General features: G+C 59.2%; 17 protein-coding genes. 12 read left to right on the top strand and 5 right to left on the bottom strand.

The window, feature by feature from the left end:
- Positions 1-125 precede the first annotated feature (125 nt).
- From AB4P91_RS19480 to chrA, 5 genes are all read left to right on the top strand, one after another.
- Complete coding sequence (locus tag AB4P91_RS19480) at positions 126-836, top strand: response regulator (RefSeq protein WP_395603446.1); 711 nt, start codon at positions 126-128, stop codon at positions 834-836.
- Entirely contained in the window at positions 833-2,164 is a 1,332-nt protein-coding gene (locus AB4P91_RS19475) for an ATP-binding protein (protein ID WP_395603445.1), read from the top strand. The genes AB4P91_RS19480 and AB4P91_RS19475 overlap by 4 nt, the downstream gene beginning before the upstream one ends.
- A 248-nt stretch (positions 2,165-2,412) precedes the next feature.
- Positions 2,413-4,272 (top strand): ABC transporter ATP-binding protein, encoded by a 1,860-nt coding sequence (locus AB4P91_RS19470; RefSeq protein WP_150596343.1) that lies wholly within the window; start codon positions 2,413-2,415, stop codon positions 4,270-4,272.
- Between the two features lie 96 nt (positions 4,273-4,368).
- Positions 4,369-5,124, top strand: coding sequence for a hypothetical protein (locus tag AB4P91_RS19465; protein WP_395603444.1), 756 nt, complete (start codon positions 4,369-4,371; stop codon positions 5,122-5,124).
- A 218-nt stretch (positions 5,125-5,342) separates the two neighbouring features.
- Positions 5,343-6,551, top strand: a complete 1,209-nt coding sequence (gene chrA, locus AB4P91_RS19460) for a chromate efflux transporter (RefSeq protein ID WP_395603443.1) — start codon at positions 5,343-5,345, stop codon at positions 6,549-6,551.
- Positions 6,552-6,602: 51 nt separating this feature from the next.
- Here the strand turns inward: chrA and AB4P91_RS19455 are convergent, their stop codons facing one another.
- Both AB4P91_RS19455 and AB4P91_RS19450 read right to left on the bottom strand, forming a co-directional pair.
- Positions 6,603-7,355 carry a methyltransferase domain-containing protein gene (locus AB4P91_RS19455; protein ID WP_395603442.1) on the bottom strand — a complete coding sequence of 251 codons (753 nt, stop codon included), beginning with the start codon at positions 7,353-7,355 and terminating at the stop codon, positions 6,603-6,605.
- A complete protein-coding gene (locus AB4P91_RS19450; RefSeq protein ID WP_395603441.1) occupies positions 7,355-8,053 on the bottom strand; it encodes a glutathione S-transferase family protein in 699 nt (232 codons plus the stop codon). The genes AB4P91_RS19455 and AB4P91_RS19450 overlap by 1 nt, the downstream gene beginning before the upstream one ends.
- Positions 8,054-8,293: 240 nt before the next feature.
- Between AB4P91_RS19450 and AB4P91_RS19445 the strand changes: the two genes are divergently transcribed.
- From AB4P91_RS19445 to AB4P91_RS19435, 3 genes are all read left to right on the top strand, one after another.
- A complete protein-coding gene (locus tag AB4P91_RS19445; protein ID WP_395603440.1) occupies positions 8,294-9,217 on the top strand; it encodes an AraC family transcriptional regulator ligand-binding domain-containing protein in 924 nt (307 codons plus the stop codon).
- 135 nt (positions 9,218-9,352) lie between these two features.
- Complete coding sequence (locus AB4P91_RS19440; RefSeq protein ID WP_191623967.1) at positions 9,353-9,610, top strand: hypothetical protein; 258 nt, start codon at positions 9,353-9,355, stop codon at positions 9,608-9,610.
- Between the two features lie 402 nt (positions 9,611-10,012).
- Positions 10,013-10,828: an alpha/beta fold hydrolase gene (locus AB4P91_RS19435; RefSeq protein WP_395603439.1), complete on the top strand. Its 816-nt coding sequence runs from the start codon at positions 10,013-10,015 to the stop codon at positions 10,826-10,828.
- Between the two features lie 54 nt (positions 10,829-10,882).
- On the opposite strand, the gene AB4P91_RS19430 is transcribed toward AB4P91_RS19435, so the two are convergent.
- Positions 10,883-11,785 carry a bestrophin family protein gene (locus AB4P91_RS19430; RefSeq protein ID WP_150596349.1) on the bottom strand — a complete coding sequence of 301 codons (903 nt, stop codon included), beginning with the start codon at positions 11,783-11,785 and terminating at the stop codon, positions 10,883-10,885.
- Positions 11,786-11,962: 177 nt separating this feature from the next.
- On the opposite strand from AB4P91_RS19430, the gene AB4P91_RS19425 reads away from it, so the two are divergent.
- The gene (locus AB4P91_RS19425) at positions 11,963-12,154 is read left to right on the top strand and encodes a hypothetical protein (protein ID WP_150591810.1); all 192 of its coding nucleotides are present in this window, start codon (positions 11,963-11,965) and stop codon (positions 12,152-12,154) included.
- A 65-nt stretch (positions 12,155-12,219) separates the two neighbouring features.
- Here the strand turns inward: AB4P91_RS19425 and AB4P91_RS19420 are convergent, their stop codons facing one another.
- Both AB4P91_RS19420 and AB4P91_RS19415 read right to left on the bottom strand, forming a co-directional pair.
- Positions 12,220-13,509, bottom strand: coding sequence for a carbohydrate porin (locus tag AB4P91_RS19420; protein WP_395603438.1), 1,290 nt, complete (start codon positions 13,507-13,509; stop codon positions 12,220-12,222).
- Between the two features lie 95 nt (positions 13,510-13,604).
- Positions 13,605-16,013, bottom strand: coding sequence for a glucose/quinate/shikimate family membrane-bound PQQ-dependent dehydrogenase (locus AB4P91_RS19415; RefSeq protein WP_395603437.1), 2,409 nt, complete (start codon positions 16,011-16,013; stop codon positions 13,605-13,607).
- 321 nt (positions 16,014-16,334) lie between these two features.
- Between AB4P91_RS19415 and AB4P91_RS19410 the strand changes: the two genes are divergently transcribed.
- The 3 genes from AB4P91_RS19410 (at position 16,335) to AB4P91_RS19400 (ending at position 18,106) form a co-directional block, all read left to right on the top strand.
- Positions 16,335-17,246, top strand: a complete 912-nt coding sequence (locus AB4P91_RS19410) for a ZIP family metal transporter (protein ID WP_395603436.1) — start codon at positions 16,335-16,337, stop codon at positions 17,244-17,246.
- An 85-nt stretch (positions 17,247-17,331) separates the two neighbouring features.
- The gene (locus AB4P91_RS19405) at positions 17,332-17,580 is read left to right on the top strand and encodes a hypothetical protein (RefSeq protein ID WP_150591815.1); all 249 of its coding nucleotides are present in this window, start codon (positions 17,332-17,334) and stop codon (positions 17,578-17,580) included.
- A gap of 25 nt (positions 17,581-17,605) precedes the next feature.
- On the top strand, positions 17,606-18,106 hold the full coding sequence (locus AB4P91_RS19400) for a GNAT family N-acetyltransferase (RefSeq protein WP_224795331.1): 501 nt from the start codon (positions 17,606-17,608) through the stop codon (positions 18,104-18,106).
- The last annotated feature ends 4 nt before the right edge of the window (positions 18,107-18,110 follow it).

Here is an 18,110-nt window from a genome sequence, read left to right as displayed (position 1 = left end):
GGGTTTTTGCCGGACGATGTCCGGTTGATGTCGCTGGTGACGGAATGTTGCGCGATTGAAATAAATGACCCAGACGCCAGAATGGTTTTAGATGCGCTCTTTTCTGGATTGAGGATCCTGTGCCCGTGAGCAGACTGCTGATCGTCGACGACGACGTGGAAATTCTGTCGCTGCTGAAGAAGTTCTTCGTCCAGCACGCCTATGAAGTCAATGTGGCGGCGGACGGCGAGGCGATGTGGGCGGCGATCGCGCAGCAGCGACCGGACACGATTATTCTCGACCTGATGCTGCCCGGGGAGGGCGGCTTGAGTCTGTGCCAGAAAGTGCGCGCGCAGATGGCCATTCCGATCATCATGCTCACCGCCATGGGCGAACTGAGCGACCGCATTGTTGGCCTGGAGCTGGGGGCGGATGACTACGTCACCAAGCCGTTTGCACCGCGTGAACTGCTGGCTCGTCTGCGTGCCGTGCAGCGCCGTGCAGGCGAACCGGTCAGCCACCCGAGCGAACCGTCCCGGCCGGTGATTGCCTTCGCCGGATGGCATCTGGATATCACCTGTCGCGAACTGCGTTCACCGCAAAACGTGATGATCCCGCTGTCCGGTGGCGAGTTCGATTTGCTGGTGGTGTTTCTCGAAAATCCGCAACGCATCCTCACTCGCGAGCAACTGATCGACCTGACTCACGGCCAGGGCCACGACGCGTTTGATCGCAGCATCGATGTGCAGGTCAGCCGGCTGCGGCGCAAGATCGAGCCCGACTGCAAACGTCCGGACCTGATCCGCACCGTTCGCAACGGCGGTTATATGTTCACGGCCAAGGTCAGCCGCTCGTGATCCGCCGGATGCTGCGGCGCGACACGCTCAGTCGGCGGATTGCCCTGACTATCGTCGCGGCGATGCTGACGTCGCTGGCCCTTAATGCCTTGTTCGTGCAAGTCGCCGGGATCTGGGCGCGTCCGCCGATTGAGCGTACCGGTTTGCTGGAACAGATTGCCGCTACCGTGCGCGTGATCGAGGCCGCGCCGGTACAGTTGCGCCCGCAGTTGGCGGACGCGGCAAGCAGTCCGCGGCTGAAAGTGGCGTGGAAAGCGCAGCGCGCCGACTTCGGGCTGCCGGCGGGCGGCAATCCGGTCGAAGCGGGCAGGGTGCCGGTGCTACAATTGCTATTGGGCAATGGCCGAACCATGGAAGCCTTCAACCCCGACGACTGGCCGAGCCACAGCCCGCAGGCGCACTATGCCGCACTTGTGCAACTGGTCGATGGCAGTTGGTTGTCGTTCACCCCACCTGAACGGGTTTGGGGGCTGGAGGCGAGTACGCGGATTGCGGTGGTGATTGCCCTCGGACTGATCGCTACCTTGCTGGTGGCCTGGATCGCCACGCGCCAACTGGCCAAACCCCTGCAACGTTTCGCCAGCGCCGCGCGGCGTTTCGGTGGTGACCTGCGCGCCCCGCCGATCAAAATCGAAGGCCCTGAGGAAATCCGCCAGGCGATCATCGCCTTCAACACCATGCAGGCGCAGATTCAGCATTTCATCGGCGAACGCACGCACATGCTCGCGTCCATCTCCCACGACTTGCGCGCACCGCTGACCCGCATGCGCTTGCGCAGCGAGTTCATGGAAGACCTGGATCACCAAGGCAAACAGATTCGTGATATCGAAGAGATGCAGTCGATGATCAACGCCGCGTTGGCGTTTTTTCGCGAGGACACCCACCGCGAGTCCACTACAGCGTTTGACCTTGCCGAACTGCTGCAAACCATCATCGATGACTACCGTGACCAGAACATCGATGTCGGCTACACCGGCCCGGCACACTGGGTGTATGAGGGGCGGCCGCTTGGCATCAAGCGAGTGATCGTCAACCTGCTGGATAATGCCGAAAAGTACGCGCAACACCCGCGCATCGCCTTGAGTGGCGATGGCTACACGATCTGCATCGAGGTCAGTGACGACGGGCCGGGGATTGCCGAAGAGTCGCTGGAGCGCGTGTTCGATCCGTTTTTGCGCCTCGAAACCTCACGCAACCGCGAGACCGGCGGGGTCGGACTCGGGCTTTCCGCGGCGAGGGCCATCGTGCGTGAGCAGGGCGGGGAACTGACGTTGAGCAATCGCAGCGGCGGGGGTCTGGTGGCGCGGGTTGAATTGCCGATTCAGTGACCACGCCTTTAGCCGATGTCAGGGGCACCGTCATCAGCGCCAGGACATTCCGTGGTTATACGAATTCGATGGATTGCATTCCTAAGCTGGGCAGACGCGCATCATTCGACCTGCTGGAAAGCTGCGTGAAAAGCGATCTGTGGTTTATGGCCGAAAGCTGTCCCCACGGACACACACTTTTTCACAAAGCCCTCCTGCCAACCATTCAATGGCAGAATCCCCTCAACTTGAAAGTTTTGGAGATCACTATGCTTCGTGCGTTCGAACGAAGACTCGACCCTTTTCCGCCTGATGAGGTACCGCCGCCGCCCAACGGCCTGGCGCGTTTTCTGTGGGCCTGTACGCGAGGTGCGCGCGGTTACATTCTGCTGCTTGCGCTGCTGAGTGCCGCTGTGTCGATTTACGAAGCCTGGCTGTTTTCCTTCCTCGGGCAGGTTGTGGATTTGCTCTCGACCTGGCAGGCCGGCGGTGAAGCGGCGGTGCAGGAAAGTCGCGTGTTGTGGGGCATGGGCATCGTCATGGTAACCAGCGTCGGGCTGGTGGCGTTGCGCACCATGGTGCAGCACCAGATTTTGGCGATTAACTTGCCGTTGCGACTGCGTTGGGACTTCCATCGTCTGATGCTGCGGCAGAGCCTTTCGTTTTTTTCCGATGAGTTTTCCGGCCGGGTCACCACCAAGGTGATGCAAACCGCGCTGGCAGTGCGCGACGTGCTGTTTACCCTGATCGAGATCATCCCCGGGATCGGCGTGTATTTCATCGCGATCATCGCGCTGGCCGGTGGCTTTGCGCTGAAACTGATGCTGCCGTTCATTGGCTGGGCGGTGTTGTTCGCGCTGGCCATGTGGTACTTCGTGCCGCGCCTGGGCAAAGTCGGGCAGGAGCAGGCCAATGCACGGTCAATGATGACTGGGCGTATCTCGGACGCCTACACCAACATCACGACGGTGAAGCTGTTCTCCCATTCCAATCGTGAAGCGCACTTTGCCCGTGCAGCGATGGAAGATTTCAAGCTGACCGGTTTTCGCCAGATGCGTCTCGTCAGCAGGTTCGAGATCGTCAACCAGGCCTTGGTGGTAGGGCTGATCATGTCCGCGGGTGGTTACGCCCTGTGGTTGTGGCACCAGGGCGATGTCGGTGCCGGTGCCGTGGCGGCAATCACTGCCATGGCTTTGCGCATTAACGGCATGTCGAACTGGATCATGTGGCAGATGACCTCGCTGTTCGAGAGCATCGGCACTGTGCAGGATGGCATGGCCACGCTGACGCAAGGCGCGAAGGTGCAGGACGCGCCGGATGCGGGTGTGCTGGTGACCAAGGGCGGCGCCGTTACTTTCGATAAGGTGCACTTCAATTACAACGGCGAACGCCAGGTGCTTGATGGCCTCAGCCTGAACATCCGCCCGGGTGAAAAGATCGGTCTGGTCGGCCGCTCCGGCGCCGGCAAATCCACGCTGATCAACTTGCTGCTGCGCTTCTATGACGTCGACAGCGGCGAGATTCGCATCGACGGGCAAAACATCGCGAAAGTGACCCAAGACAGTCTGCGCAGCGCCATCGGCATGGTCACTCAAGACACCTCGTTGCTGCATCGTTCGATTCGCGACAACATCGCCTATGGCCGTCCGGACGCAACCGATGCGCAAATCCGCAGCGCCGCCGCCAGCGCCCAGGCCGATGAGTTCATCAGTCAACTCAGCGACCGCCAAGGCCATAGCGGCTACGACACGCTGGTCGGTGAGCGAGGCATCAAGCTGTCGGGCGGTCAACGGCAGCGCGTCGCGATTGCCCGGGTGATGCTCAAAAATGCACCGATCCTGCTGTTGGATGAAGCGACTAGCGCGCTGGATTCGGAAGTCGAAGTGGCCATTCAGGAAAGCCTCGATGACATGATGCAGGGCAAAACCGTGATCGCTATCGCCCATCGTCTGTCGACAATCGCGGCCATGGACCGGCTCATTGTGATGGATGACGGCCGCATCATCGAACAGGGCACCCACAGCGAATTGCTGGAGAGGAACGGCGTGTATGCGCGGCTTTGGCAGCATCAAAGCGGCGGGTTTCTGGGTGAGGACAAAGGGTTGGTCGAGGCACTGGATCAGGCTTGAGGTGCAAGGGCGCATGGCGCGGATATATCGAGTTCTGCGAGAACACCTGACAGTCTATGCTCCAAGACTTGACTCCACTGTTCAGGGTGCTGATGCATGAACTCTCTCTGGATCGCACTGGCCATTTTCGGGTGCCTGGTTGCTGCCTCGCTTCTCATGATGAATGGGTACCCCAAGCTGGCGTCCCACCACCGCGATGACGAGACCAATACCGTCATTCGCCTGGTCGCCAATATTTTTGTGGTCATGACGTCGCTGGTCTTTGGTCTGATGATCAATTCCGCCAAAAACACCTACGAGTCCATAGATGCAAACTTCCATGGCTATGCAACCAGCCTGATTATTTTTGACCGGACGCTACGAGGCTATGGAGATGGCACACAAGACACGCGCAACCGCCTGATCACCTATCTTGAGCGCGCTATAGAGACCCCGTATCGAGGGGATGAGGCCTTGCAGCATCGCGACAGCGAAGCGGCTAAATACCTGGATGACATAGGCAAGTCGTTGACCGGCATAAAGCCACCGGATCGCTTCCATGAAACGATGCTTCAGGATATCCGTCAGCAATATCATTCGCTTATCGAGCAACGCTGGAGGATCGTCGAGCAGTCAGAAGGGGCGATTCCGGGCCCTCTGATCGGGATGCTGGTTGCCTGGTTGACACTCATCTTCGCCAGTTTCGGATACCGCGCACCCCGGAACTCGATGGTGGTTGGAATGTTCATTGTCTCGTCATTGCTCATCGCGGCCTCTGTTTACCTCGTGCTGGACATGGATGTGCCATTTCACGGCCCTATTCAGATATCCGATGAGCCCCTGCGCAGGGCGCTCGCCGAAATGCAGCTCTGAGCGGCTTGTTGGGCGTTTGCATTCTGAGTAGCAGCTTTCGGCTACTGGTTACTCTTCTGTTCCGGATGCCAATGCTCCAGCCGTTGCAGATGGTGCGACAGGAAGCAGCCAATCATCGTCCCCGGTGGTTTAACGGCAATGGAACAATGGCCCTGTAACTTCTCAAGAAACCGAAATACGCTATCGTTGCGCGACTATTGAAGAAGGAACGCGGCTACATGACCGACACTTATACCGCTGAACGAAACAGTGCCTGGTCGGTGTTTCTGATCTTTCTGCGGCTCGGATTGACTTCATTCGGTGGTCCTGTTGCTCACTTGGGTTACTTCCACCATGAGTTCGTCAGTCGGCGGCAATGGCTGACCGAGCGCAGCTATGCCGATCTGGTCGCGCTTTGTCAGTTTCTGCCGGGACCTGCAAGCAGTCAGTTCGGTATCGCTTTGGGCCTGTCCCGCGCGGGCTATCGCGGTGCGTTCGCTGCTTGGGCCGGGTTCACGCTGCCGTCAGCGATGCTGATGATTTTGTTTGCGCTGGGCCTGTCCCGTTATGGCGCTGTTCTTTCGCCCGTTGCTCTGCATGGCCTCAAAGTCGTGGCTGTCGCAGTGGTTGCTCAAGCCGTGTGGGGAATGGCTCGAAACCTGTGCACGGATGTACCGCGAATGACCCTTATGGTCATTGCAGCGTGCGTCGCGTTGCTTGCGCCGTCTGCCTGGGGGCAGGTCAGTGTGATTGTCGTCGCCGGGCTGCTGGGGCTGATGCTGTTCAAGCCTGCGCAACGTGTCGAACACGACGCGCTGTCGATACCGATCAGCCGCAGAGCCGGGGTGATGTGGCTGGCCTTGTTTCTTCTGTTGTTGGTGGGGCTACCGTTGTTGGCTGAACGGGTAACTGATCAAAGCCTGGCAATGGTCGATGCTTTCTACCGTTCCGGCTCCTTGGTATTCGGCGGCGGCCACGTGGTTCTGCCTCTTCTGCAAGCAGAAGTCGTGCCCTCCGGTTGGGTCAACAACGAGGCGTTCCTGGCCGGATACGGTGCTGCGCAGGCTGTGCCGGGTCCGTTGTTTACGTTCGCGGCGTTTCTCGGCGCCTCCATGAACATCCCACCTTCAGGTTGGGCGGGCGGCATGATCTGCTTGCTGGCGATCTTTGCCCCAGCATTTTTGTTGGTTGTCGGCGCCTTGCCTTTCTGGGAGCGATTACGTCGTAGCGTGCGTGCACAAGCCGCTTTGGCTGGCGTAAACGCGGCGGTCGTTGGTCTGTTGCTGGCCGCGCTTTATCAACCTGTGTGGACCAGCGCGATTCTCAAGCCGCAAGACTTCGGCCTCGCGCTGGTTGCCCTGATGGCGCTGATGGTCTGGAAGATGCCTGTGTGGCTGGTTGTGATCGGCACGGGAGTGGCGGGGTGGGTAATGAGTGTCACGCTTTGAAAACGTCCAGGTCTGCGCTCTACGCGACCGCGCCTGTATAGCATGTGAAAATCACACTTTGCGCGCCCAGCTACCGAACATCACGTCGCCGATGTACGTTGCGCGAGCGTCTGAACGCTCCTGGTCCAGTCGCTGTTGCAACGTTTCAATCCCGACCTCTTCTGCACTGGCCACCCCCAGCGCAATGATGCGCGGCAGGCACGCTTGAACAATGCTGCCGAGACCGTAAGGTGTATCAGGCGTCTGCACCAGACATTCAGCCCGCACATGTTCGACGGCCAGGCCCGCCTGGGTGAAGAGGCTGTGCAGGTTGAATCCGATGTGCAGATCGGCCCCCTCAAGCGCGATCATTTGCTGTATCCAGGCTTGCGCTCGTCTATGCAGCGGGAAAGGCTCCAGGCTCGCCGGTACCATCGTCGTATCGTGTTCTTGAAAGACCACGATGCCGCCGGGACGCAAGCATTTCGACAGCGCCCGAATCGTCGCCACGGCATCCTTCTGATACATCAGCACGCGCCGCCCGACGATGGCGTCGAAAGAACCCATGGAATCTGGCAGCTCCAGCAGATCGCACTGCACAAAGGTCAGGGCAGGGTGGGCTTTTGCCGCACCGCGCTCGCGGGCAATGGCGACGGCGCGGGCGTCATGATCAACGCCAATGATTTCTCCGTCTTTCCCCACCAGGTCAGCCAAGAGAAAGGAAACGTCTCCTGAGCCGCAGCCCACGTCCAGAACGCGCATTCCTTCGGCGATGCCCGCGTCGATCAGCAAGCGCGTGGTGAAATCCGGTCTGTTGCTCGTCATCACAAAGCCTCTTCAAGTGTTCCGGGGAAACTCCCCAGCAGTGCTTCATCCTTTGCCACGGCACGTTTATAAGCATCGCGACTTATCAACTTCCCGGCGTAAGCGAGAAACGCGGGTCTGTGCGGCAAAGTGCCCAAGCCTAGCCCCCAGCCGATGTGGGAGCCAACATAAATGTCGGCAGCGCTGAAGTGCTCCCCGGCAATGAACGGCTGGGCCAGCACGGCGCGTTCGAGTTGGTCGACGGTGCGTTCGTAGCTTCCATAGCCAAAGAAGAACTCCTGCTCCGCCGTCGGGTTGAAGCCGGCGCGATGGTTGGTCACGGCTTGTTCCAGAGGGCCCGCGGCGAAAAACAACCAGCGGTAGTACGACGCCCTTTGCGTGACCGCAGGGGCCAGCCCGGCTTCCGGGAATGTGTCTGCGAGGTACGCACAGATGGCGGCCGTTTCTGTTATGGTTTGCCCGTTATGCACCAGCGCAGGGATCTTGCCCATCGGGTTGACGTCGCGAAAGAATCTGACCCGCGGATCATCACCCTCGGCCAGCGCCGGCACTGCCAGCGCAGCGCCTCCCCAGCGGTCTGCCTGACTGGTCGCTTGGTAATCCAGAATGACCGTTTCATAGGAGCAGCCGATCTCTTCAAGCATCCAGCGCACCATGCGGCCGCGAGAATTGGGGTTGGTATAAAAGGTCATCGTCATCGTGAGCTCCTTTCAGCTCGATTCGTTGCCGACAATGTTAAGAGCGAAGCTGCATCATCCCTTCGGCGGTTTGCGCCAAAACACTCGCAGAGTGCGCCATCAACGAGGCGCTACGTCAGTAAGCCGCTTGCCTGCGGCTCGGAGCCTGGAAAAATGTCCCACCCTCAGACCAGCGCCGAGCGCTGTAGATTACCCCGAGCGTTCTGGCAATCGGTCGAACAACTGGGTCTGAATCCCTCTTTGATTCAGGCGCACGCTCAACTGCCCCATGACCTTCATCTGAACGAAGCTGCCGTTGTCAGCACACAGCAATTGTTTGCCGTGTGGAACGCGATCGAGGCGCTTTCTTCAGACCCGGCCTTCGCGATAAAAATGGTCCGCGATACGCCCAGCGCGAAACACAAACTCGCGTTTCTCGCAGCGCTATATGCGGCCAGTTTTCGCGACGCCCTTGCGAGGTTTTGCCGTTTCAAGCGCCTGTGCAGTCCCGACCAGATTTGCATGGATGAGCATGAGGGCAGGGTGCTATTCACGATTCAGTGGCCTTCGGGTGCAGGGCTTGCGCCTCATTTCTCGGTGGATGCCTGTTTTGCTTTGGTACTTGAGCTGGGTCGACGAGGCACCGGTAAGCACCTGAAGCCTGTGGCACTGAGCTTGAGGCGCCCGCCGCAAAGCCTGGAGACTCATTCGAATTATTTCGGTTGCCCCATTCAATACGGCGCGGCTCGTGACGAGTTGAGCATGTGCGCCACCGACCTCGATCTGCCATTTCTTCAACACAACCCGGAAGTGCTGGACATGATGACGCCCGGCCTTAGCGCCGCGATGCGAGAGATCGAAGCGCCGGCTGGATTCTGCGAGCAGGCGATTGAAGTTCTGAAACGAGCCTTGGCGGATGGTCGGCCGAGTTTGCAGTATCTCGCCCGTGAACTCTTGCAAAGCGAGCGCACGTTGCAGCGACGATTAACGGCGGAGGGTACGACGTTCAGCGCGCTGCTTAACGAGGCCCGGCGCCAGGCAGGATTGCACCTGCTGGCTGACAAGACGCTTGAGCTGAAAGAAGTGGCTTACCTGCTCGGGTATCAGGACGTGAACTCTTATTACCGGGCGTTTCGGCAATGGGAGAACGTTTCACCGGGTGAGTGGCGACGCGCCAATGCATGAGCTTTTAATGGGTAGCGACAGGGACTGATCAACGCGTGGCATAAATAATTTGAACGGCTCTCGGGCGCGCTCACCTAATGATTAGCTTGTGAATAATCACACAGGCCATGTGCCAATATCGGCACGCTCCGAGAGGTGATCAACGTGGCTAAAGACGAGAAGAAAAGCAAAGGTGACGCTTCGAAAGCCAGCAAGGACTTGAAGGATAAAAAGTCATCGCCGGCAAAAAAATCAGCGGCGGCTTCGACGCTTTCCAAATCCTCCGACAAGAAGGAAAAAAAGAAAGACGCCGAACCCAAGAAGTCAGCAAAGAAGGCTGATAGCAAGCCAGAAAAGGCCAAGAAATCAGAGAAGTCTGAAAAATCTGACAAGCCGGCAAAAAAGAAAAAGTAACGTCTGCTATCCGCTAGGGCTTCGCGCCCTAGCTTTTCGACGTGTCGGGATCGACTGGCTTGTTTGGTCCTGACTGAATGGCGCGGCCCGCGAGGTGCAGCAGACGTGGCGTACCTGTGAGTGTTGGCCAGCTTGGGCATTGGCTTGATTGCGACGTTCTTTTCTGTGTCCCTCGATGCTGTCTGAACACCTGTCTCACGCAGGTTCAGATCACTTCGTTGGCCGACAATGCTTCCATGACCTGGGTTGTTTCGGTCGTATGCACTTCACGACTCTCAAATTTTCATCGGCCACTGTCAGGCGCTGAGCAATGGCAGGGGTTCGCTTGTCTATGCTTCGCCGTTTACATGAACCAGAGTCTTTAGCCAGATGCCCTCTTGGTCGCGGGCAGCAAGGGGAACGATGAAAACGCGCAAACTGGTCGTTAATGACTTGCAGTTGAACGTATCGATCTGCGGACAAGGCTCGCCGCTGCTGTTGCTCAATGGTCTGGGTGGCTTGATCCGTACCTTCGCCCCCCTTCGCGAGGCACTTGGGGACTACACCACGATTACGCTGGACGTGCCCGGCGTCGGTAAATCGCATAGGCCCCGCTGGCCGCTGCGTCTGCCGGGCCACGCCGACTTGATTGCCGAGATGCTCAAGCAACTGGGCATCAAGCAGATCGACGTGTTCGGGGTGAGTTGGGGCGGCGCATTGGCGCAGGAATTTGCGCTACGGCATCCGAGTATGGTGCGGCGGTTGATCCTTGCGGCGACTTCGGCCGGCCCGGTGGTGCTGGTGAAGCCAGCCCACATCGTGGATTTTTTTGCCAGGCGCCAAAATCCCAGATTGCGCAACAGCCCGGGATCGCGCGATTCACTACAGACGTTGCTGCGCTTCGGTGTGGCAAGAGGCATGCTCACCGCTGATCCGCGCACCTATTACCACCAGCTCGCTGCATTGGCGGGCTGGACCAGCCTGCTGCGGCTGTTCCGTCTTCGTCAACGTACGCTGATCCTCACCGGCGACCGCGATACTTTGGTCCAGCCATACAACGCGCATATCCTGCGCCGCACCATTCGCCGTGCCGAACTCCACGTCCTGGAGGGCGAGGGGCATTTTTTTGTGGTGACGAGTGCCGAGCGCACTGCCCAAGCCATCCGCGAATTCCTCGGCAGCTGGAACGGCGATGAAGCTGCCGATGACAGAAACAACGTTCCTATCGAGATGGGTTGAGGCGCTCGATCGCATGCCTCGCGAGCGCATCAATCAGCGACCACAGCCCTTCGTTCAGACGGTTTCTTCAACTCTGTGCACATCACCCAAGGAATCACGCTGCATCGATTGCAGGTTTTTCTCGATGGTTTCGCACAGCGCTTCCATCTGAATCTGGTGTTCACTGAGACGAAACGGGCTTTGCAGATCGGTGCCGATGCGCTCGATGGCCAGCAACATGAAGCCCACCACGGTCGAGGCGAGCGGGGTAAACCAGCCCAGGGACTCCACCAGCCCCACTGGCACGATCAGGCAGAACAGCGAGATAAACAGCCGAGGGAAATACACATAAGGGTAGGGCAGTGGGGTATTGGCGATCCGCTCCATGCCGCCCTGGCTGTTGGACAGATCGACCATGGTCGATTCCAGCCGCGCAAGGCGAATGCTGTCCAGACGCCCCGCCTTGTATTCCTTCGCCAGCAGGGCAGCAGAACCTGTGAGGATGTCGTTGGCGAAGTTGTTGGTGGTGCCGCTGCGGGCGAATTCGTCGGCAGGGATAAACGCGCGAACTTCTTCCGGGCAAGGCTCGCCCTGAAGATGCGCCGCGAGGCAATTCACATAGGCCACGTGACGGCGCAGCAGGGTTGATTTGACCGGATTCACCTCGCTGCCGGTGTCGTCCAGCAGCGTCAGCACTTGTCGGGCGTAGCTGCGCGAGCTGTTGATCATCATGCCCCACAGCGTTCGCGCCTCCCACCAACGGTTATAGGCACTGCTGTTGCGAAAACTGATCAAGACTACCAATGCCGAACCGAGCAATGTCAGGGGCATCAGCGGCAGGTTGATCTTGGCATTGAGAAACAGCATGAAGTCTACGGTGACAGCGATATCCCAGAGCAATAGCCAGAACAACGCCCAGCCCACATAGCCCATGGTTTTGATGATCAGACGGTATTTTTTGACGATGGCAGCTTTCAAACGGAAACCTCGAGGCGAGCGGTAAGCATTAACGCCTTAGCTCGGACGGTGTTTTCGGGGTAAAGGTTCGGCGATTGAAATACTTGTCGTCCATTCGTCCAAAACCCGGCACTCCTCAGGCCGAATCGCCTCTGAACTTCAAGCACGGATTTCCCGCGCCCCGGTTGGAGAGCCAGCATGGACATTGATGAAAACGCGCCAGGCAACACGTCTCAGCAGGAAGTGACACGTACCACGGACAACGAGACTGGACACGATCCGCGGCGCGATGAACCTGAGGTTCCGCTGCCAGCAGACGACGAAGCGCCGGTCGAGGAAGACATGAGCGATGTGGATGCGAATAACTCGGTATCGAGTGAGCATCCCTGATCAACAGGATCGAGCCACAAAAAAACCGGCATTGCGCCGGTTTTTTATGGTCTGCAATCGGCCAATCAGAGCGCAGCTTTCACCTGCAAGCCAAACACCAGCGCATTGTCGATGTCCTGGCCGGAGAACGCGCCCGGCTCGATGATGTACTGCATGTTCGGCCGCAAGGTCAGCCAGGGCGTGGCCTGATAACCGTAACCGAGCTCGATCAACTGTTCGGCGCTGTCCAGATTCGGGAACGCTGTGCCGTTGTTCAGCGCGGCGTCTTGTTGAACATCGCGACTGCGCGGGTTGGGCACAGCGCGGCCATAGCCCAAAGCAAGCGTGTCACGCGGCCGGCCTTCGAACGGTTTGTACAACACCACGCCTGTGCCGTACCACTTGCTGAAAGGCGAAGCGGCAGAACTGGCTGCCGAATACTGACCGAAGGCGTGCAGGCTGCGACCTTCGGACGCCTGCGAGCGCCACACCGCCTGGTCGACGAGCAGGTAATGACCACCGCGACCGGACACCTCTTTGTCGCTGTCGATGCGTTTTACATCGGAGCTGTCGTAGTAGTAACCAACCTTGTATTCACCCGGCAAGTCACCTGTGTGCTTGTACACCAACTCGATCGGCACGACGGTGCCTGTGGTGTGTTTCGGGCCAAGATGCCAGGCACGGCTGGCGTCGCCGTTGCTTTCGGGGTCGACATTGAATGCGGCCACACGCAGTTGCCACGCTGGCGACAGGTCGTATTTCACCCGCACACCCAAGCGGGCGTTGGGGTAGTTGGTCCAGCCGCTGCCGCCGGACATGTTCAGCGGGTGGCCGCAGAAACCGGCGTTCATGAAGTTACAGAGAATGCCACTGTCCAGGCCACCGAGGTCGTTACCCATGGCCATGTAGCCGAGTTTGACGTTCAGCGCCGGGGTAAACAGCGATCGTTCGTAGCTCAACTCGGTCAGGCGGGTGTAGAGCCCACCGTAGTTTTCCTGGATCGGCAGGCGGTTGCCGACCAGATCTTCAGAGGCGCTGTTGCCGCGACGGTCGTTGATGGTCAGTTGGACCTTGCCGGCGTTGTCCACGCCGTACAGTTTGCTTAGGTCGAACTGCACACCCAGCTTGATGTTCTGCGAGTAACGCGCCGAACGATGCAGTCCGCCGTCGGCGTTATAGGCCGTCTCACCGCTGTAATCGCCGGTGAACTTGATGCCGTCTTCGTCCATCTGGTGGCGCAGGCCGCCCCAATCGCCGGTCAAGGTGTTGCGGGTCAAGAGGTTCGAACCGGTGTCGGCGAAGGCGGGCAGGGCGGTGCTGCAGGTCAGCCCCAACAGCACGCCGTTGAGCCAGCCGATATGAGAAAAACGAAACATGGAAGTCTTCCTGGTGAAATCTTCAGCGATAGGCATAAAGCGGCGCGGCACCCGAAGGTGCCGCGCACAAGTGCAATGAAGTGGCTCGCAGATGTTTACGGCAGCGCGTAAGCCATCACGTAATCGCCACGATCGGTCGACTGACGAGCACCGCCAGCGGTGACAACGATGAATTGCTTGCCGGTCTTCGGCGAAACGTAAGTCATCGGACCGCCCTGGCTGCCCACAGGCATACGCGCCTTCCAGACTTCTTCGCCGTTGCCGCTGTTGAAGGCGCGCAGGTAGAAGTCCTGAGTACCGGCGATAAAGATCAGGCCACCTTGAGTCGACAGCGTGCCGCCGAGGGTTGGCAGACCGACCTTGATCGACAGGTGCATGCGGATACCCAACGGGCCCGTGTCTTCAACGGTGCCGACCGGCACTTGCCAGGCGACTTTCTGGGTTTTCATATCGATGGCGGTCAGCGTACCGAACGGCGGCGCCTGGCAAGGAATACCGGCGACCGACAGGAAGCGGTTTTTGTTCACCGCGTAAGGCGTGCCCTTGAGCGGCACGGCGCCCATGCCGGTGTTCAGCGATTCGCCACCGGAAGCGGCCTGAGCCTTGTTCTGCGACGGGATCATCTGAATCCACAGACCCAGGCGCATGTCGTTGACGAAGATGAAACCGTGCACCGGATCGGTGGAGATGCTGCCCCAGTTCATGCCGCCCAGCGAACCCGGGAAGCTCAGGGACTTGTCGGTGCCCGGTGCAGTGTACAAGCCGTCATAACGCATCGACTTGAAATCGATCCGGCACAACAGTTGGTCGTACGGCGTCGCGCCCCACATGTCCGATTCGGTCAGGTGCTGCGCACCGATCTGCGGCATGCCTACCGATTTTGGCTGGGTTGGCGAGTACGGCTCGTTAGGGATGTTGGCCGCTTTGACCGGTACTTCTTCAACATCGGTCAGTGGTTTGCCGGTGGCGCGATCCAACACATAAATCTGACCAGCCTTGGTGCCGATGACCAGCGCCGGAACGGTTTTGCCGTCCTTGGTGAAGTCGATCATGCTCGGTTGCATCGGCAGGTCGAAGTCCCAGAGATCGTTGTGAACGGTCTGGAACACCCACTTTTCTTCACCACTGTTGGCGTCCAGTGCCAGGATTGACGCACCATAGGTGTGATCCAGTTGGCTGCGCTCGACACCGTAGATGTCGGTGGACGAACTGCCCATCGGCAGGAATACGGTGTTGGTTGCCGCGTCGTAGGACATCGGCGCCCAGCTGTTCGGTGTGCTGCGCACATAGGTGCTGCCGTCGGCTGGTGCGTTGCGATCCTGCGGGTTGCCCGGATCGAATGCCCAGCGCATGGCGCCAGTCATCACGTCGAACCCACGGATCACGCCGCCCGGCATATCGGTTTGCACGTTATCGGCCACACGACCGCCAACCACGACGGTGGTCCCGGCCATCAGCGGTGCGGAGGACAACTGATAGTAGCTGTCCGGGACATCGCCCAGACCGGCCTTGAGATCAACTTGGCCGTTGTTGCCAAAACCCCGGCAGAACTCGCCGGTATCGGCATCCACGGCAATCAGGCGTGCGTCGATGGTGTTGGTCAGCAAACGGCGCTGGCAGTGGGCAGGGAGGGCATCGGCTGTTTCTTGAACGACTGGCGAGTTTTCTGGCGTGGCGACTGCCGCCGTGGCGTCGAAATAAGCCATGCCACGGCAACGCTGCCAGACTTTCGATTGCGCGTTGATCGAGTTTTTCCAGATTTCCTTGCCAGTGTCGGCATCCAGCGCGATCAGATTGTTGTGCGGGGTGCAGATGAACACTTTGTTGCCGACCTGCAGCGGGGTGAGCTGGTCTTCGGCACCGTTGCCATCGCTCTCGGCGACGTCACCGGTGTGGTAAGTCCATGCGACCTGCAATTTGTCGACGTTGGTGCGGTTGATCTGATCGAGCGCGGCGAAGCGGCTGCCGCCTTCGGTATTACCGTAGTGAGCCCAGTCTTTCTGCTCCTTCCCAGGCTCCACCGGGGTGAGCCCCGGGCCAGTGCCGGTCGCTGCAACCGTGGGGTGAGCAACGAACATGTTGCCGGCGGCAACGGCCAGCGCCACCGCCAATACGGCGGCAACGCCATAAGCGCCACGACCAGGAACGCCACCGTTGGCACGTGTCAGCAGGGGGTAGACCAACGTCACGGCCAGACCGATCGCGCTGAACATGAACAGGCGCGAGAACAAAGGCCAGAACACCAGGCCCACGTCGCTGACCGCCCAGACTGCCGTTGCAAGCAGAAACGCCGCAAACAACCAGGCCCCGGCCGGTTTATAGCGAGCGATCAGCAAACCGGCAATGGCCATGACCAGACCACCGACCAAGAAGTAACACGAACCACCGAGGCCGACCAACTTCACGCCCCCGGCCGCCAGCGCCAGACCGAGCAGGGCGATGATCACACCCAGCCCGATCAGAATGAATTTTGATACGCCAGAGACGCGTTGACTTTGCTTCACGTTAAGAGCCCCGTTGAAATGAAGCGCGCATTATATAGTTAGGTAACTATCTAGTTAAATCACAATTTCACCCTCAAGCGTAGTTCGTCCTTGTCAAGCGCTCCATCGCGAGGCCCTGAACACGTCAGGCGTTTGCTGCGTTTGGCCAAATGCTGACGACAGGCGCTAAAATCGGCGGTGAGCGCCGCCCGTCGCAAGCGCACCGTGAAAATTGCAATTATTCCTTTCGACCACGTTTCAGATCATTGTGGATTGCCTTCACCGCTGCCGATCCCGGCGCGGACGTGCGATGTACCCACTTCAAAAAAATCAGGAGGAGCAATGTCGCAACCTGTTGCGTCTGCAAGGCCGACTCAAGCGTCAAACCGGCGCTGGATGGGCATGATGTTTTGGCTGGTACTGGCAGGGGTGGCAGTGCTGTTGCTGGTCAGTGGCTACGGTGCGTTGGTAAATGCCGACCGCGCTCACTTGCAACTCGCCGTATTGGGCGGACTTTCCGGATTTGGTGCCACCGCTCTGGGCGCCGTGGCGGCCATTGCGCTGCGCGACATTTCGGCGCGTACGCAGGACACCATGCTCGGCTTCGCCGCCGGAATGATGCTGGCGGCCAGTTCTTTTTCATTGATCCTTCCCGGTATCGAAGCCGCTCGGCAGCTTAGTGGCAACCCGTTGCTGGCTGCCGGTATCGTCGTGCTGGGATTGGGCCTGGGGGTGGGGTTGATGATCGGACTCGACCGATTCGTCCCTCACGAACATACCGAGAGCGGGCGGCGCGGACCTGAAGTCGAGCGCATCAACCGGGTCTGGTTGTTCGTTCTGGCGATCACCTTGCACAACTTGCCGGAAGGCATGGCCATCGGCGTCAGTTTCGCCAATGGCGACATGCAGGTCGGTCTGCCGTTGACCACAGCCATTGCCATCCAGGACATTCCAGAAGGTCTGGCTGTCGCGCTGGCCTTGCGGGTGACCGGCATTTCCGCGCTGCGGGCGGCGATGATCGCCATCGCCTCCGGCTTGATGGAGCCAGTGGGCGCCGTCGTCGGTCTGGGGATTTCCAGCAGCTTCGCGCTCGGTTACCCGATTGCACTGGGGCTGGCTGCCGGCGCGATGATATTTGTCGTCTCCCACGAGGTGATTCCCGAAACGCACCGTAACGGCCATGAAACACCGGCGACGCTTGGCCTGATGCTGGGCTTCGGGGTAATGATGTTTCTCGACACGGCGCTGGGCTAGTCGCTCATCGTCCGATTTGAACTCCCGGACTTAGTGCTGCGTCCTTTGTTGTACGGTCAGTAATACTTTTATCGGGGCCCTTGCCATGAATGCCTACAAAAATTTGCTGAGCGATACCGAAGTGAAAAAACTCGCCGCGCTGGATCGTTGGCACGCGGCGTTGGACGATGTGACGTTGCGTCGCGACAACCCGGATGGCTATCACGAAGAGCTGATCCGCCGCGCAGACGAACTCGACCGCCTCGGGAAAATCACCTTCGAAGAGTGGCGAACCTTGCGGCTCGACGCTGATCAAGCCTGGTTGCGTGCGGTATCCGGGGATGACTATCGGTGAAGGGCTTATCAACCAGGGAGAATTTGTGTCCACATTCACCATTGAGGTCGTGACCCGGTCAGAGATTGCCGAAGTCATCGACTTCGTCATGCAGGCTCGCGCTGAGCTTTTTCCTAAACTGAGCGCCACGGGAATCCCGCCAGATCTGGCGAATTTTGAAGAGACTTACCTGAATGGCGCCGGGCTTTTTCTGCTTGCCCGTCATGAGGGCCGCATCGTCGCCACGATCGGCTATCTGCCCTACGACCGACGCTTCGAACACCTCGATTACGGGCAGCTCAAGGTAGTGGAAGTGGTGCGGCTGTTTGTTCTTCCCGAGTTCAGACGCTCGGGACTTGCCAGTGAGCTTTACCAGACCTTGCGGTCATCGGCCGAACGCGCAGGGGTCGATGTGATTTACCTGCACACGCACCCGTTCTTGCCGGGCGCGATCAATTTCTGGCTCAAGCGCGGTTTCCAGGTGATCAGCGTCGATGCCGATCCGGTCTGGCAGACGACCCACATGGATTTCCGGATTCATGACTGACCCA

The sequence above is a fragment of the Pseudomonas sp. B21128 genome, from assembly GCF_044218865.1.
Classification (GTDB): domain Bacteria; phylum Pseudomonadota; class Gammaproteobacteria; order Pseudomonadales; family Pseudomonadaceae; genus Aquipseudomonas; species Aquipseudomonas iridis.
The sequence above is the reverse complement of the archived record's forward strand: the minus strand, read 5'-3'. Positions and strand labels throughout refer to the sequence as shown.

What these genes read in the sequence shown, in the direction of transcription:
- AB4P91_RS19470 (WP_150596343.1), top strand. Translation starts at nt 2,413, where the DNA reads ATGCTTCGTGCGTTCGAACGAAGACTCGACCCTTTTCCGCCTGATGAG.
- AB4P91_RS19465 (WP_395603444.1), top strand. Translation starts at nt 4,369, where the DNA reads ATGAACTCTCTCTGGATCGCACTGGCCATTTTCGGGTGCCTGGTTGCT.
- chrA (WP_395603443.1), top strand. Translation starts at nt 5,343, where the DNA reads ATGACCGACACTTATACCGCTGAACGAAACAGTGCCTGGTCGGTGTTT.
- AB4P91_RS19455 (WP_395603442.1), bottom strand. Translation starts at nt 7,355, where the DNA reads ATGACGAGCAACAGACCGGATTTCACCACGCGCTTGCTGATCGACGCG.
- AB4P91_RS19450 (WP_395603441.1), bottom strand. Translation starts at nt 8,053, where the DNA reads ATGACGATGACCTTTTATACCAACCCCAATTCTCGCGGCCGCATGGTG.
- AB4P91_RS19435 (WP_395603439.1), top strand. Translation starts at nt 10,013, where the DNA reads ATGAAAACGCGCAAACTGGTCGTTAATGACTTGCAGTTGAACGTATCG.
- AB4P91_RS19425 (WP_150591810.1), top strand. Translation starts at nt 11,963, where the DNA reads ATGGACATTGATGAAAACGCGCCAGGCAACACGTCTCAGCAGGAAGTG.
- AB4P91_RS19420 (WP_395603438.1), bottom strand. Translation starts at nt 13,509, where the DNA reads ATGTTTCGTTTTTCTCATATCGGCTGGCTCAACGGCGTGCTGTTGGGG.
- AB4P91_RS19410 (WP_395603436.1), top strand. Translation starts at nt 16,335, where the DNA reads ATGTCGCAACCTGTTGCGTCTGCAAGGCCGACTCAAGCGTCAAACCGG.
- AB4P91_RS19405 (WP_150591815.1), top strand. Translation starts at nt 17,332, where the DNA reads ATGAATGCCTACAAAAATTTGCTGAGCGATACCGAAGTGAAAAAACTC.